This is a genomic window from Streptomyces sp. CA-251247, from assembly GCF_050952975.1.
GTDB classification, from domain to species: Bacteria; Actinomycetota; Actinomycetes; order Streptomycetales; family Streptomycetaceae; genus Streptomyces; species Streptomyces achmelvichensis.
The window spans coordinates 644477-658195 of record NZ_CP191861.1 but is presented as its reverse complement, the minus strand read 5'-3'; the positions used below and the strand labels follow the sequence as shown (position 1 = coordinate 658195).

12 protein-coding genes are annotated in these 13719 nt (G+C 70.1%); 6 read left to right on the top strand and 6 right to left on the bottom strand.

The window, feature by feature from the left end; translation table 11 throughout:
- Nucleotides 1–43: 43 nt before the first annotated feature.
- The gene (locus tag ACQPWZ_RS02865; RefSeq protein ID WP_340471532.1) at nt 44–961 is read right to left on the bottom strand and encodes a S1 family peptidase; all 918 of its coding nucleotides are present in this window, start codon (nt 959–961) and stop codon (nt 44–46) included.
- Between the two features lie 689 nt (nt 962–1650).
- A complete protein-coding gene (locus tag ACQPWZ_RS02860) occupies nt 1651–2223 on the bottom strand; it encodes a TetR/AcrR family transcriptional regulator (protein WP_433570515.1) in 573 nt (190 codons plus the stop codon).
- 126 nt (nt 2224–2349) lie between these two features.
- On the opposite strand from ACQPWZ_RS02860, the gene ACQPWZ_RS02855 reads away from it, so the two are divergent.
- Complete coding sequence (locus ACQPWZ_RS02855) at nt 2350–3063, top strand: SDR family oxidoreductase (protein ID WP_340471530.1); 714 nt, start codon at nt 2350–2352, stop codon at nt 3061–3063.
- A 141-nt stretch (nt 3064–3204) separates the two neighbouring features.
- On the opposite strand, the gene ACQPWZ_RS02850 is transcribed toward ACQPWZ_RS02855, so the two are convergent.
- The 3 genes from ACQPWZ_RS02850 to ACQPWZ_RS02840 form a co-directional block, all read right to left on the bottom strand.
- On the bottom strand, nt 3205–4104 hold the full coding sequence (locus ACQPWZ_RS02850; protein WP_433570514.1) for a hypothetical protein: 900 nt from the start codon (nt 4102–4104) through the stop codon (nt 3205–3207).
- On the bottom strand, nt 4101–5111 hold the full coding sequence (locus ACQPWZ_RS02845; protein ID WP_433570513.1) for an SPFH domain-containing protein: 1011 nt from the start codon (nt 5109–5111) through the stop codon (nt 4101–4103). The genes ACQPWZ_RS02850 and ACQPWZ_RS02845 overlap by 4 nt, the downstream gene beginning before the upstream one ends.
- 234 nt (nt 5112–5345) lie before the next feature.
- A complete protein-coding gene (locus ACQPWZ_RS02840) occupies nt 5346–6791 on the bottom strand; it encodes a glyceraldehyde-3-phosphate dehydrogenase (protein WP_340471525.1) in 1446 nt (481 codons plus the stop codon).
- Nucleotides 6792–6915: 124 nt separating this feature from the next.
- Here ACQPWZ_RS02840 and ACQPWZ_RS02835 point away from each other — a divergent pair, with 124 nt between their 5' ends.
- Nucleotides 6916–7401 carry a hypothetical protein gene (locus ACQPWZ_RS02835; protein ID WP_433570512.1) on the top strand — a complete coding sequence of 162 codons (486 nt, stop codon included), beginning with the start codon at nt 6916–6918 and terminating at the stop codon, nt 7399–7401.
- 16 nt (nt 7402–7417) lie between these two features.
- On the opposite strand, the gene ACQPWZ_RS02830 is transcribed toward ACQPWZ_RS02835, so the two are convergent.
- Nucleotides 7418–7924 carry a GNAT family N-acetyltransferase gene (locus ACQPWZ_RS02830; RefSeq protein ID WP_433570511.1) on the bottom strand — a complete coding sequence of 169 codons (507 nt, stop codon included), beginning with the start codon at nt 7922–7924 and terminating at the stop codon, nt 7418–7420.
- Between the two features lie 198 nt (nt 7925–8122).
- Between ACQPWZ_RS02830 and ACQPWZ_RS02825 the strand changes: the two genes are divergently transcribed.
- From ACQPWZ_RS02825 to ACQPWZ_RS02810, 4 genes are all read left to right on the top strand, one after another.
- Complete coding sequence (locus ACQPWZ_RS02825; protein WP_433570510.1) at nt 8123–9298, top strand: barstar family protein; 1176 nt, start codon at nt 8123–8125, stop codon at nt 9296–9298.
- A 510-nt stretch (nt 9299–9808) separates the two neighbouring features.
- Complete coding sequence (locus ACQPWZ_RS02820; protein WP_433570509.1) at nt 9809–11917, top strand: SpoIIE family protein phosphatase; 2109 nt, start codon at nt 9809–9811, stop codon at nt 11915–11917.
- A gap of 218 nt (nt 11918–12135) precedes the next feature.
- Nucleotides 12136–12828, top strand: coding sequence for a DUF4142 domain-containing protein (locus ACQPWZ_RS02815; RefSeq protein WP_433570508.1), 693 nt, complete (start codon nt 12136–12138; stop codon nt 12826–12828).
- 282 nt (nt 12829–13110) lie between these two features.
- Nucleotides 13111–13710 carry a hypothetical protein gene (locus tag ACQPWZ_RS02810; protein ID WP_433570507.1) on the top strand — a complete coding sequence of 200 codons (600 nt, stop codon included), beginning with the start codon at nt 13111–13113 and terminating at the stop codon, nt 13708–13710.
- The last annotated feature ends 9 nt before the right edge of the window (nt 13711–13719 follow it).

The following is a 13719-nucleotide window of genomic DNA, read 5'->3' as shown; positions in this document are numbered from 1 at the left end:
AGCGCCCCGATCACTGAGCGGATCGGCGCGTCGAACCGGTGTGTCAGAAGACGCTCACGCCATAGGCGCTCAGCGCCTCGGTGACCGGCTGGAAGAACGTGGTGCCACCGGAGCTGCAGTTGCCACTGCCGCCGGAGGTCAGACCGAGCGCGGTGGAACCGGCGAACAGGGAGCCGCCGCTGTCGCCGGGCTCGGCGCACACGTTGGTCTGGATCATGCCGTAGACGATGTCGCCACCGCCGTAGTTGACCGTCGCGTTGAGACCGGTCACCGTGCCGCCGCGCAGACCGGTGGTGCTGCCGCTGCGCTGCACCGCCTGGCCGACGGAGGCGTTGCCCGCGGACGTGATGTCGCGGTACGAGCCGTTGTAGAGGTAGACCCGGCCGTCGGCGGCCGACGCGTTCGCGTGCCGGATGATGCCGTAGTCATTGGTCGGGAAGCTGGATCCCGTCCGTGTGCCCAGCACCGTGGTGTTGGCCGAGTTGGTGTACCAGGTGCTGCCGATGTTGGTGCAGTGGCCCGCGGTGAGCGCGTAATAGGTGCTTCCGCTGCGGACGTTGAAGCCGAGGGAGCATCGCCCGCCGCCGGCGTAGATGGCCTGGCCTCCCGCGATGAGCTTGTTGAAGGTGCCCGGGGTGCGCTTGATCTCGAGGGTGCCGGCCTGCGCCCCGGCGGCCTTCTTGATCTGGGCGATCTCGGCGGCCGAGACGCTCTGGTCGGCCGTGACGACGAGCTTGCCCGTGGCCTTGTCCGTGTACCAGGCGGTGCCGGCGACGTCCGCGCCGAGCACGGCGTTGTTCGCCTGGGCGAGCTGGGCCGTCGTGGCTCGTGCGACGGTGCCCGTTTCGGCGACAGCGGTGGGGGCGGCAAGCGCGGAGACGGTCAGCAGTCCGGTGGCGACGGCGATCAGCCGGCCACGTCTGCCGACGCCGCCGAGGGGGGAGAAGCGCTTGATGTTCACTACATCCTCCGGTGGGGGATCCGGGGCCCGTTGGGTGGGCGGGCCCTTGAGCGCCGAACGGCCGGCTCGTCGACCGGGTGAACGGTCATGAGCCTGCCAAGCGGTGCGGTAGGAATCCTGTGCTCCGGATGGGATGGCGACAAGATCGCCTTTCGGCCGCTCTACGCGCGTCCGTCGTCCGTGCGAGGTGAATTGCGGGGCGGTGGCCGCTGGTTGGGCCGTGCGGGCGACAGTGGCGCGGGTGTCGCGAAGGGGTGCGGCGGCGCGAGCGACCCTTTGCTCACGTAGCGTCAGCTCACCCGCGCCGCAGATGTGACACAAGGTTTTCGAGTGGTACGCGCGGCGTGAACCGGAACCTCACGCACCGTTTCGGCTGTTCAGTGTCTGATCGGCAGCGGCAGCGCGCGCTCGCGGCCTCTCGGGTGATCTACGCGCATCGAACAGGCCCACCCGTGGCGGGTGCACACGGGCGCGAACCCTTCCGCGGGTGCCGTCGGGCGGGCCGGGCGGGGGCCGGACGGGTTGCGGCACCCCGCCGGCGACGCCGGCCGACTGGTCCGTGCGGGGCGGACGGATCGTGGGAGGCAGCCGTTATGGGCCCGATCGCCACCCTTGGGTCACCCTCCGCACGTGTCCGGAACTGGACGCGTCGATTCGGCTTTTCGCGGGAAGGGGTGCCCCGGACCGGACTACGCCGTCATTCCCGACGCGTCCATGAGGGCCTGTGCGGTGGTGAGTGTCAGTCCGTCGAGCTGCTCGGCGCCCACGCCGGCCCGTGCGCTCGCCCCGTCGAACAGCAGCGTCAACTGCCGTGCGAGCAGAGCCGGATCGCGGGCGCCGCCGTGCTGCGCCTCGAGGCGGAAGTACTCCGTGAGGGTCTGCTTCACCTCGCGGGCGACCTTGCTCGCCGGATGCTCCGGGTCCTTCAGTTCGACCTGTGCGGCGAGGAACGGGCAGCCCCGGAAGTCCGCGGTCAGGGCCTCCGCCTCCAGCCGCTCGAAGACATGGAGGATCCGGTCCCTCGGCGGCCGGGTGTCGTCCGACGCGGGGAAGAGCGCCGTGGCATACGCGGGGGCGCGCCGCTCCAGGCAGGCGGCGAGGACCGCGTCCTTGCTGTCGAACAGCTGGTACATCGAGCGCTTGGAGACCCCGGCGGCCTTGCACAGCGCTTCGACGCCGATGTTGACGCCCTGGAGGTAGAAGAGCTCGGCCGCTGCGTCGAGCAGCCGGTCGCGGGTGGGCGCCGTCGCTGTCGTGGTCATGCGACCGAGATTACCTCGCGGACTTGCCTGTGGAAAACGATCGGTTTACCGTGGTGGAAACCGATCGGTTTCCATGCCGTGCGAAACACCCTCTCGCGGCCCCACACGGAACGAGGAGAGATCACCATGCAGATCGAGGGCGCAGTAGCTCTGGTCACCGGAGGCAACCGCGGACTGGGCGACCAGTTCGTCAAGGCGCTCCTCGACCGCGGAGCGGCGAAGGTCTACGCGGCGGCCCGCAACCCGGACACCGTGACCACCCCGGGTGCGGTACCCCTCGCGCTCGACATCACGGATCCCGCATCCGTACGGGCGGCGGCCGAGCAGGCCCAGGACGTGACCCTCCTGATCAACAACGCGGGGATCTCCACCGGGACGGGCATCCTCGACGGCAGCACGGACGGGTTCCGGCGCGAGATGGACACCCACGTCTTCGGCACGCTGGACATGAGCAGGGCCTTCGCCCCCGTGCTCGCCCGCAACGGAGGCGGCGCGCTGCTCAATGTGCTGTCGGTGCTGTCCTGGTACGTGTTCCCGGACAATGCCGCGTACAGCGCGGCCAAGGCCGCCGAATGGGCCGTGACGAACGCCCTGCGGGTCCAGCTCGCCGGGCAGGGGACCCTGGTCACCGCGCTCCACGTGGGATACATGGACACCGACATGGCCGCGGCGGTCGAGGGGCCCAAGACCGACCCGGCCAAGGTCGCCCACGGGGCGCTCGACACCATCGAGGCCCGCCGGTTCGAATACCTCGCCGACGACATCAGCGCGCAGGTCAAGGCGGGCCTCGCCGCGGACCCCGCCGCGCTCTACCCGCAGGTGGCCGAGCTGCTGGCCTAGGTCGTCTCCGCAGGCCGGCGTTCTCCGTCAGGTCCGACGGATCGCGGTCTCGGGCGTCTCCGCGGCGCCCGGCAGCACCGAACTCCCGCGGCTCCCGGCAGCACCGAACTCCCGCGGCTCCCGTTCCCGGCGGGACAGCCCTCAGAGCAGCAGCCGCAGCCTGGCGTCCGCGACACCGAGACGTACGCTCTGGCCCCAGGTCAGCTCCAGGGCGTCGCTCTCGATGCCGTCACCGAAAACCACCAGGCGGTCGGACTCGACGACCAGTCGCAGCTGCTCGGCGCGTTCGAGGACGCCCTCGACCAGCGTGGTTCCGGTGGTGGGGGAGGGCCAGGCCTCGCGGACGAACCAGACGAGCCGGGGATCGGCGGGACCGGGCAGCGCCAGCCGGCTGGCGCGCTCCTGCCACAGGGAGCGCAGCCAGCCGGTCGATCCGGTGCCGGTGCCGACGAGAACACCCGACGAGGCCTGTGTCTCCGAAGCATCGTCGTCGGCGCCCGCATGCAGCCGGTAGCGGGCGCTCTGGTGGCCGGGCCGGCCGAGATAGATCTCGTTCAGTGCCCGCAGCCGCTCGGTGTTGTCGGCGACGGCCTCCACCATGGTGAGCTCGTCGAACGAGCCGCCCGTGCTCGTAGCCGCTCCGAGCAGTCGTCCGGTGTCCCGCGACCGGTGGCGCACCAGGACGCCCGGGTTGCGGCCCGGGTCCGTGTCGATCCCGATGACCGGCTGACCGGTCAGGTACTTCGCGGTGTTGGCCACCAGGCCGTCCGCCCCGACGACGACCACGACGTCCTCGGGGCCGAAGAGGAAGCGGTCGAGATCGGCTCGCTCCACGCGCGCCTGCCGCCAGTTCAACGGCACCGAAGCCGTCACCTCGGAGAGGATGCGCCGCGCGCGCCGATGGCGTTCGGCGACATCCTCGATGCTCCGCCCGCGTGAGGAGAGGAAGAAGCCCGCCTGCCCGTGCGTCCCGTGCAGGGCGAGCAACTCCTCGTACTCACTGGTGCGGTGCACCAGCACCGCCCGCGGGGCGAGACTCATTCCTCTTCCCCCTGCGGGCGGCCGAGCTTGGCGAGCAGCCCGGTCAGCACGTCCGGGGACACGGTGAGACTGTCGATCCGCGGCAGGTTCTCGGCCAGCCGGGCCCCCGTCAGTGCGTGCAGCGTGGACGCGTCGACCTCGGCGTGCACCCGTAGCCAGGCGGCCTGGGCGTGCGCCCGGGCGTCACCCACCTCGCGGGCGGCCTCGGCCTCTGCCGTGGCGAGCCGGACCGTACGAGCCGCTTCCGCCGCCGCCCGTACACCGTCGGCGGCGGCCGTCTCCTCGGCCTCGCGACGGGCGTTCGTACCGCGCTGCTCGACCAACTGCTCCTCCCTGCGGGCAAGTTCGATTTTGCTGGCGAGCTCGTTCTCCGCGATGGCGCGCTCGCGCTCCACGGCCACGGCCCGCCGCTCGTACGTCGCCCGGTCCGCCTCCTGCTGGATCTGTTCCCGAGCGGGCGTGCGCAGCGCCCGTTCCACCTCGGGCTCGGGCCGCAGGGCGACGACGCGGACGGCCACGACGGCGATGCCCGTGGCCGCCAGCCGGGGCTCCCCGGCCAGCCCGTCGCTCATCCGCTCCCGTACGGCAGCGACACCGTCCGTCAGGGCGGCGGCAAGAGGGGTGCGGGCCAGCACGTCGAGGGCGTGCTGCTGGGCGGTCTCGGTCAGCAGGGTGGAGATCTGCTCCAGCGGTGCGCCGCGCCAGACGCCGGTGTCGGGGTCGACGGAGAAGTCGAGCCGCGAGGCGGCGGTGGACGGTTCGCCGATCCGGTAGGTCACGGTGGCCTGCACGGTCACGTCCTGGAAGTCCGCGGTGCGGGCGTGGAAGGCCATGGACTCCTCCCGGTCGTCCACGGGAATCTCGCACAGCGCGGCGGTGAGCGCGCGGTACCAGAAGCTCAGGCCGGGTCCGTCGTGGACCAGCTTGCCCCGCCGGTGGTGGCGGACGTGAGCGGTGGGCGCGGAACGAAGGTGGCGCCATCCGAAGCGCCTGATGATGTCGGCCATGCCGGACCCCTTTTCGTCTCCTCGACGATATAGGCCCCGACGGGTTATCGTCAATAAGACGAAAGCGGGCGGGTGTCTGCACGACGCCCGCCCCTGTTGTGGCCTCCGACCGTCAACGCGCCCTCGGCTCGGGCTGGTTCGCGGTCCCCGGTGGTCACCCGTACCGATGTGCACCCCACAGCAAAGCGGCCGGCCCTCCGGGGGTCGGCCGCTCTGCTCGTGCTGATGGTCCGGTCAGGCCACCGGAACCGGGTACGTCGGGTACTCCACCCCGGAGACGTGCTGGACGACGCGGATGACCTGGCACGAGTAGCCGAACTCGTTGTCGTACCAGAGGTAGAGGATCGCGTCGTCGCCCTCGACCTTGACGGCGCCGGCGTCGACGATCGAGGCGTGGCGCGAGCCGATGAAGTCGCTGGAGACCGCGTCGGGAGCGCTGATGAAGTCGATCTGGCGTTTGAGCGGAGAGTTCAGCGAGACGTTGCGGAGGTGGTCGAGGACCTCCTCGCGGGTGGTCTCGCGCGCGAGCCGCAGATTCAGGATCGCGATCGAGACGTTCGGCACCGGGACGCGGATCGAGCTGCCGGTGATCCTCGCCTTGAGGTCGGGCAGCGCCTTGGCGACGGCGGAGGCGGCACCGGTCTCGGTGATGACCATGTTGAGCGGCGCGGAGCGGCCACGGCGGTCGGCCGCATGGTAATTGTCCAGCAGGTTCTGGTCGTTGGTGAACGAGTGGACGGTCTCCACGTGACCGCGCAGGACGCCGTACTCGTCGGCCATCGCCTTGAGCGGCGGGACGATCGCGTTGGTGGTGCAGGACGCGCAGGACAGGATCTGCTCGTCCGGCTTGATCGTGTCGTGGTTCACGCCGTGCACGATGTTGGGGACGTCACCCTTGCCCGGGGCGGTCAGGACGACCTTGTCGATACCGGGGCGCAGGTGCTTCGACAGACCCTCGCGGTCGCGCCACTTGCCGGTGTTGTCGATGAGGATGGCGTCCTTGATGCCGTACGCCGTGTAGTCGACCTCCGACGGGTCGCCCGCGTAGATGACCTTGATCTCGTTGCCGTTGGCGTTGATCGTGCTGTTCGACTCGTCGACCGTGATCGTGCCCTGGAACTGGCCGTGGATGGAGTCGCGGCGCAGCAGCGAGGCGCGCTTGACGATGTCCTGGTCGCCACCCTGGCGGACGACGATGGCCCGCAGTCGCAGGCCGTTGCCGGAGCCGGCCTTCTCGATGAGGAGGCGGGCGACGAGACGGCCGATGCGGCCGAAGCCGTAGAGGACGACATCGCGCGGCTCGCGGCGCTGGATCTTGTCGGCACCCGTGGCGCCGGCGACGGCTTCGGCGGTGAACTCCTCCACCGAGAGGCCGCGGTCGTCGGTCCGGTAGGTCTCGGCGAGCAGGCCGATGTCGATCTGCGACGGACCGAGGTCGAGCGTGGTCAGGGCCTGCAGGAACGGAAGTGTGTCGGTGACCGAGAGTTCCACTCCGGCGATCTGCCGGGCGAAGCGGTGGGTCTTGAGGATGCTGACCACCGACTTGTTCACCAAGGAGCGGCTGTGAAGGAGGACCGTGACGTCCCGCTCCCGGTGCAGCTTCCCGATGACGGGGATCATCGACTCCGCGATCTCCTCGCGGTTCTTCCAGTTGGTGAACGAGTCGTCATTGACAGTCACAGGTTTATCTTTCGAGCTAGGCGGTGCTCATATGCTAACCCGCCCTTGTTCTGATCATGCAGGCGGTGTCGACGGGCCGAGAACGGCGCCTCCTTTGCCTGGCCCCTATGGCAGGCTGCGCCGCATGTCAGGAGATCCGTACGACGGCCACAACCCCCTGCTCGTACTGCTGCTGGCCCTGGCGGGCCTCCTCGTCACGCCCTGGGTCGGCGTCCGGGCGGTGGTGTTGCTGATCCGCTCGGCTGCCAACCGGTCTGCGCGTACCGGCGCCAAGGGGATCGCCGTTCTGGCCTGGGCGGGCGCGGTCGGCATGTACACCTGGGGCGTGCTGCACCTCGCCTTCCTGGACGAAAGCGGACAATCCATTGCGTGTCGGGAGGCGGTGGGGAAGGAGAACGCCCAGCACGTCGAGGGCTACGAACCGTCGTTCGTCCCCCTGCACTTCGGGTGCCGCGTCGACGGCGGTCGGATCCACGAAGGGGCTGTGCCCGCCTATGTGAACCCCGCGGCAGTCATCTTCGGTGTGAGTGCCATTGCCCTGACCATCGCCGTGCGCTCCCACCCCGAGCGGGCGGACGCTGCTGCGAGCAGCGAGCCCTCGTCAACCTGAGGTGGAGCGCTGGTGGTTACCGCGTCCGACGGCGGACCAGTACGCGGGTGGTGCTGCCGTCATCCTCCTCGACGTCCCTGACATGCTCGAAGCCGATCCGGGCCAGCAGAGTCAGCGATGCCTCGTTCGCTGCGGCCACGGTGGCGAACACCTCGTCCAGTCCCAGGGTGTTGAAGCCGTGGGCGACGAGCGCCTCGGCCAGCTCGGTCCCCAGTCCGGAGCCCCAAGCCGTCGGCGCGAGCGCGTAGATGATCTCGTGGCCTCCGACGGCCTCCGTCGGCTTGGTCTCGGCATGTCCGACCAGGAGCCCGTCGCGACGAACGGCCCAGACGTCGAACAGGCCCTGGGCGTAGACCTTCGTGAAGATCCGCCCGAACAGCGCGCGGTCCGCCGCTTCGGGAGCCGGGCCGTCACCCATCCACTGTGACACCTTGGTGTCCTGGAAGAGAGCGACGAAGTCCTCTTCGTCCTCGGGGGTGTACGGCTCCAGGACGAGCCGCTCGGTGCGCAGAGTCGGGTTCACGGGTGGCGACGCTACCCACGCGAAATCGATGTCGGCAAACCCCTTTTGCCCGCGTGCACATGGTCCCTGCGAGAACCGACCGGAACCTGTACCGGCCGGACGCCGTCCGGCCGGGCAGCCGGTGTCCGCAGGTTGCAGTCGACCGGGAGTCCGGTGCCATGCTGGCCGAACAACGACACAGCGAGGTGAGGGCGCACCATGCGGTTCCGTATCACCGTCGAGACCGACGACCCCGACGGTCCGGAAGAGACCGTGGCCCTTTGCACGGACGCGGAGGCGTACTACGTCGACCTGCCCCGTCCTGCTCGCCACCGCTACGAGCTTCGCGGGTGCTTGCCGAAGGGCAGACTCGCCGGGGCCGTTGCAGCGGCGCTCGACGGCGGCTCGGCTCCCCTCGGAGGGCTGACACTGCACGCTCTGGACCGGCACGGAGTGCCGGTGGAGCCGGCCTGGGACGTGTGGTGCCTGGCGGACGTACGGATTCTGGGCGGTGGGCCGGCGGGAGCGCATGCCGCTCCGGTCGACATCACGCTCGAGGCCGTCATGGGCGGCCACGCCGGGGAGGACGCCGACGAGCAACCGGAAGTCCCCGAGGTGCCCCCGCTGTTCAGCGGATTCGCTCTGACGGGCACCGGCGAGGAGGACTTCGGCGTCTGCAGGCAGGTGGCTCTGATCGGCAAGGAACCCGAACCCGACGTCGAAGCCCCGCGGCTTCTGGGATGTGAGCTCCGGGGGCCGTTGTCGGCCGCATGGGAATCGGGAGAGGACCGGTTCGAGCTGGGCGGTGTGTATCTGTCGTCCCTGGACCGCTCCGGCGTGGTCATCGACGAGCACTGGACCTGTCTGCACGTCGAGTCATGGGCTCCCTCTCGGGCGGGCGCAGGTCGCGTGGACCTCACCCTCGACATGTCGTGCAACGACTTCAGGTCCTCAGCTGCCGGCACGGTCCACGAGATGTGGTGGGACGGACCGCCCCGGGAGCCCAATCTCTGGGCCCCGCTCAGCAGCTTCGAGCGCGGCGCCTGGTCGAACGCCACGCAGAACAACCGGGCCGCGCGTCCCACACCCGGCGCTCCAGTCCACGCCACACACCACCTGGACGGGAGATACATCACCGACGCGCAGGGTTTCGCCCTCGCCCTCGGCGAGGCCGTCAACGGCCCGGGCGGCTACTTCGGCTCCTGCTTCGGAACCATCGAGTACGCACTCGGCGACGACTGCGGCGCCCGGCCCCCGTTCACCCTGGTGTGGCACGACCACCATGTGGCCCGCGCATGCCTCGGTCGCACCCCGCTCACGTACGACGCGTCACCCTCCTTCGCCGAGATCCTGGCGTTCTTCGCACAGCACAAGGTGGACGTCGTCCTGGCGTGACACGCCACCATCCGGCAGACGGCAGACGGCAGACGGCAGACGGCGGACGGCGGACGGCGGACGGCGGACGGCGGACGGCGGACGGCCCGAGGGGCCGATACTGCTGCGTTTGCCTCACATACGCGGTGCGGGGCGTGTGACGGACCGGCGGCGGGTACTACGGACCGCATGATCGCCCCGCCGATTGCGGGTCCAGCGGCGGGGCGGCCCTATCGGTACACGGCGAAGTGTGGGTGACAGACGATGCGCGTGGTGTTCCTGCTGTCTCTGGGTGTCGTCTTCGGCGGCCTGATCTATTTCCTCGGGGTGGCTCTGCTGTAGCCATGACCGGGCCCGGCACGGTGACCGCATGCGGAGCGGTCGCACGTGTCCTCCTGAGAAGCGGGCGAATGTCGTCCCGCGCAGACGGGCGTAGTGTCCCCTTATGGGTGAGGTTCGGTGCGGTTGGTGCCGCGCACGCGCGATCGGACGGACGCGGGTGTTGCGCCCGGTCGGCCCGCGGGAGGCCGGATGAGCCGGAAACCGTCCCGCCCCACGACGACCGTGGACTCCGGGGGTCAGCTGCTGGACACCGCTCTGATCGATGTGGTGCGACAGGCCGGTGCGTCCCGAGGGATGTTCTACGTGCTGTCGCCGGCGGGGGAGGCGCTGTGGCTGGTGGTGGTCACCGGCACCCCGCGCGAGATCGCCGCTCCGTGGACACGGGTGGGGCTGACCGATCCGATTCCGGTGGCGGACGCGGTGCGGGAACGGCGTCTGGTCTGGGTCGGTGGCATGGAGGACGCGGCGCGCCGGTACCCGCGGCTGTCCCTGGTGCTGCCGTACGACTTCGCCCTGGCGGCCGCCCCGGTCACGTCGAACGGCACGGTCCGGGGCGCGCTGGTCCTGCTGTGGCCCGGTTTGCATGCGCCCGGTATGAGCCCGGCCGAGCGCGACGCCATGGAGGAGGGCTGCCGGCGCCTGGGGCGCATCCTCCAGGTGGCCGCCGACGAGGGAGCCTCACTGCCGCCGAACCGGCCCCGCGTCCTGGCCCCTCTGGCACTGGGGCAGGCGACGGCGACGGCGGCATTCATCGACCGGCTGCCGGGCGGGTCATGCGCCTTGGACCTGGGCGGCCGGATCACCTTCATCACCCCTGACGCGGCCGAACTCCTCGGCGCCGACGCGGCCGACCTGCTGGGCGCCCGGCCCTGGGAAGCCCTGCCGTGGATGGACGTGCCCGAAGTCGAGGACCGCTACCGGGCCGCGCTGGTCAGCGAGCAGCCCACGTCGTTCACCGCCGTGCGGCCGCCGGACACGTGGCTGGCGTTCGAGCTGTACCCGGATCCCTCCGGCATCAGTGTCCGCATCACCCCGAGCCGCCCCGCCGAGAGCAACGCCGCAGCTCAGCCCGTGCGCGGCGCGGGGCCGAGCCGTGCCACCATGCTCTACCACCTGATGCACATGGCCGCCACGCTCACCGAGGCCATCGGCGTCCAGGACGTCGTCGACCAGGCCGCCGACCAGCTCATGCCGGCGCTCGGCGCCCAGGCCATGGCCATGATGACCGCGGAGGAGGGGCGCCTGAAGATCGTCGGCCATCGCGGCTACAGCGCCGCGCTCATCGAGCGCTTCGACCTCATCCCCCTGACGGCGGACACTCCCGCAGCCCATGTCCTCGCCACCGGCGCTCCGAGCTTCTTCGCCTCCTTCGCCGACCTGAAGCGCTCCTACGCCGCGGCGGTCCATCAGGACGACATGGCCTCGTGGGCCTTTCTGCCGCTGATCGCCTCCAACCGCACCATCGGCACACTCGTTCTCGCCTACGCCCGGCCCCGCGCCTTCCCCCCTGCCGAACGTGCGGTCCTCACCTCCCTGGCAGGTCTGATCGGCCAAGCCACCGACCGGGCCCGGCTCTACGACACCAAACACCGCGTCGCCCGGCGCCTCCAGGACGCGCTGCTGCCCGACGCCCTTCCTCACGTCCCGGGCCTCAGTGTGGTGGCCCGCTATCTGCCCGCCGGACACGGCATGGACGTCGGTGGTGACTTCTACGACCTGATCCGGCTGGACCGCACGACCGCCGCAGCGGCCATCGGCGATGTCCAGGGCCACAACATCGACGCCGCCGCCCTGATGGGGCAGGTCCGCACCGCCGTCCACGCCCATTCCACGATCGGCGCACCACCCGGCGATGTCCTGAGTCGGACGAACCGTCTGCTCATCGACCTCGACCCAGGCCTGTTCACCAGCTGTCTGTACGCGCACCTGGACCTCGGACGCCAGGCCGCCTGCCTGGCCACGGCCGGCCACCCCAGACCACTGCTGCGTCACGCCGACGGCCGCACGCATGTACTGCATGTCCCGCCCGGGCTGCTGCTCGGCATCGACGCGGCAGCGGAGTACACGGCTCTCGAAATCCCGCTGCCACCCGGCAGTGTGCTCGTCCTGTACACCGACGGACTCATCGAATCCCCCGGGGTGGACCCCGACGACGCCGTCGCCGTACTCGCCCGGCTCGTCGAAGACGCGGACCCCGACGATCTGGAAGCCCTGGCGGACACGCTGATCGAGCACGCCCCCGGCCATGGCGACGACATCGCCCTGCTGCTCATCAGCCCGCAGCGGAGCGGGAGGTGACCGGAATCCAGGGGCCGGTGGCTGTACCGATTCTGTCCCGGAGCAAGCCGGGAGGCCGCCGGTGCCGGTGAGCGGGTGTGACAACCCGGGTCCCGGCCGGTCGCGTTGAACGGTCCGGCGCTTTCGTCCGTACTGAGTGGTGCGCGCCGTGCCAGTCGCCGTCCCAGTGCTCCCGACACAAGAGCAGTTCGTTCGTCATGCCGAACCGGGAGGCACCCATGCCATCGAATCGACGCGCCCCATCTGCCCTGCCCCTGCGCACGATCGGGATCATCATCGCCGCGTGCGCGGTCGTCGCCACGCTGCTGATCGTCACGCGAGGCGGCGACGAGGAAGCGGCCGCCGATCCGGTCTCCGCGGGAGTGCCGCAGCATGCCGGCGCCCACGACGCCGGTGCCGACGCGGCTGTCGATGCGGCAGCACCGGAAGGACAGTCCCTCACCGAGGTGGACAAGACGTTCCTGGTCAAGGTGCGTCAGGCGGGCCTGTGGGAGATCCCGGCCGGGAAGCTGGCACAGACGCGTGCATCGAGCGAGTCCGTGAAACGGGCCGGACTCCACCTCATCGACGGCCACAGCAAACTCGATCAGCTGGTCCGCGAGGACGCCCGGATCCTCGGCGTCGCCCTGCCCAATGAGGCCACAGCCGAACAGCAGGGATTCGTGAAGCAGATGGAGAACGCCCAAGGGGCGGAGTTCGACCGGATCTTCGCCAACCTGCTGCGCGCCTCGCACGGAAAGATCTTCGCCACGATCGCCGAAGTCCGGGCGGGTACGCAGAACGACCTCATCCGCCGCCACGCGCGTCAGGCCAACCAGACCGTCCTGGACCATCTCGAAGTTCTCGAGGACACCGGGTTCGTCGACAGTGCGACGTTCCAGGAGGTCGAGACGGCTGTGAAGCCGAAGTAGCGCCCAGTCGTGCCGATCGCACCCCGTGGTGGCTTCGCCCAGCCCTCTGGACCAATCCATTGCACTGTGCAAAGCTCCCGGGTGAGGAGGGCCCGGCATCGAGCCGGCCCCTGCCCGGGAGCACGGCACTGGCACGGTGACGCCGCTCGAAACGGCAGGGGGTTCGACGACGGATCTCTCCTTGCCGCATGGTCGGCGGCGCGGGCCGCGGCCGGAGGTGCCGGCGCCTTTGGCGTCCTCGCTGTGACTGCTGCTCGGTGGCCGGTCCGTAAGCTCCACCCCATGACCGGATCCGCAGCCGAGAGTCTCCATGCATGCCGGACGAACCTCGGCCCCGCGCCACGCACGTTCGACTTCGGCGACAAGCGCCGTTATCTGCGGATCCCTCTTCCCGAATGGATCGCGGCCGCGGAGCCCCTGCGGGAGATTCTGTGGCAGCAGAACACCCTGCTCCGGGAAGGGCGGTTGGTCTGGGCTTCTTTGGTGCAGGCGGACGAGCGGCTCTTCCTGCCCGGCGTTCACGACCACCCGTCGACGGTGATCTACAGTCCGGACGCCGCCGCCTTCGACGAGCACCCCGACCGTCTGCGCGCCATGGCCCATGCTCTGAAGGCCGTGAAAAGCGCCGGTCACGAGGATCCAGAACGGGGTGCCTTCGCTGCGATGCTCGCCGACGAGACGCACTACCTGCCGAGGGTGCGCGTGCCGAAGGGTCTGGCGGGCGACGACGAGGTCTACTGCACCCACATCATCGTCTGCCGCCGCCACCTGCCCGACGGCGTCCTCCGTAACGCGCTCTTCCCATTGATCATCCACCCGGACCTCACGCCGAGGGCGATGATGCTGCCGAGCCGTTACTGGCCCCCGGAACTCGCCGGCTGAGGTCGGGAT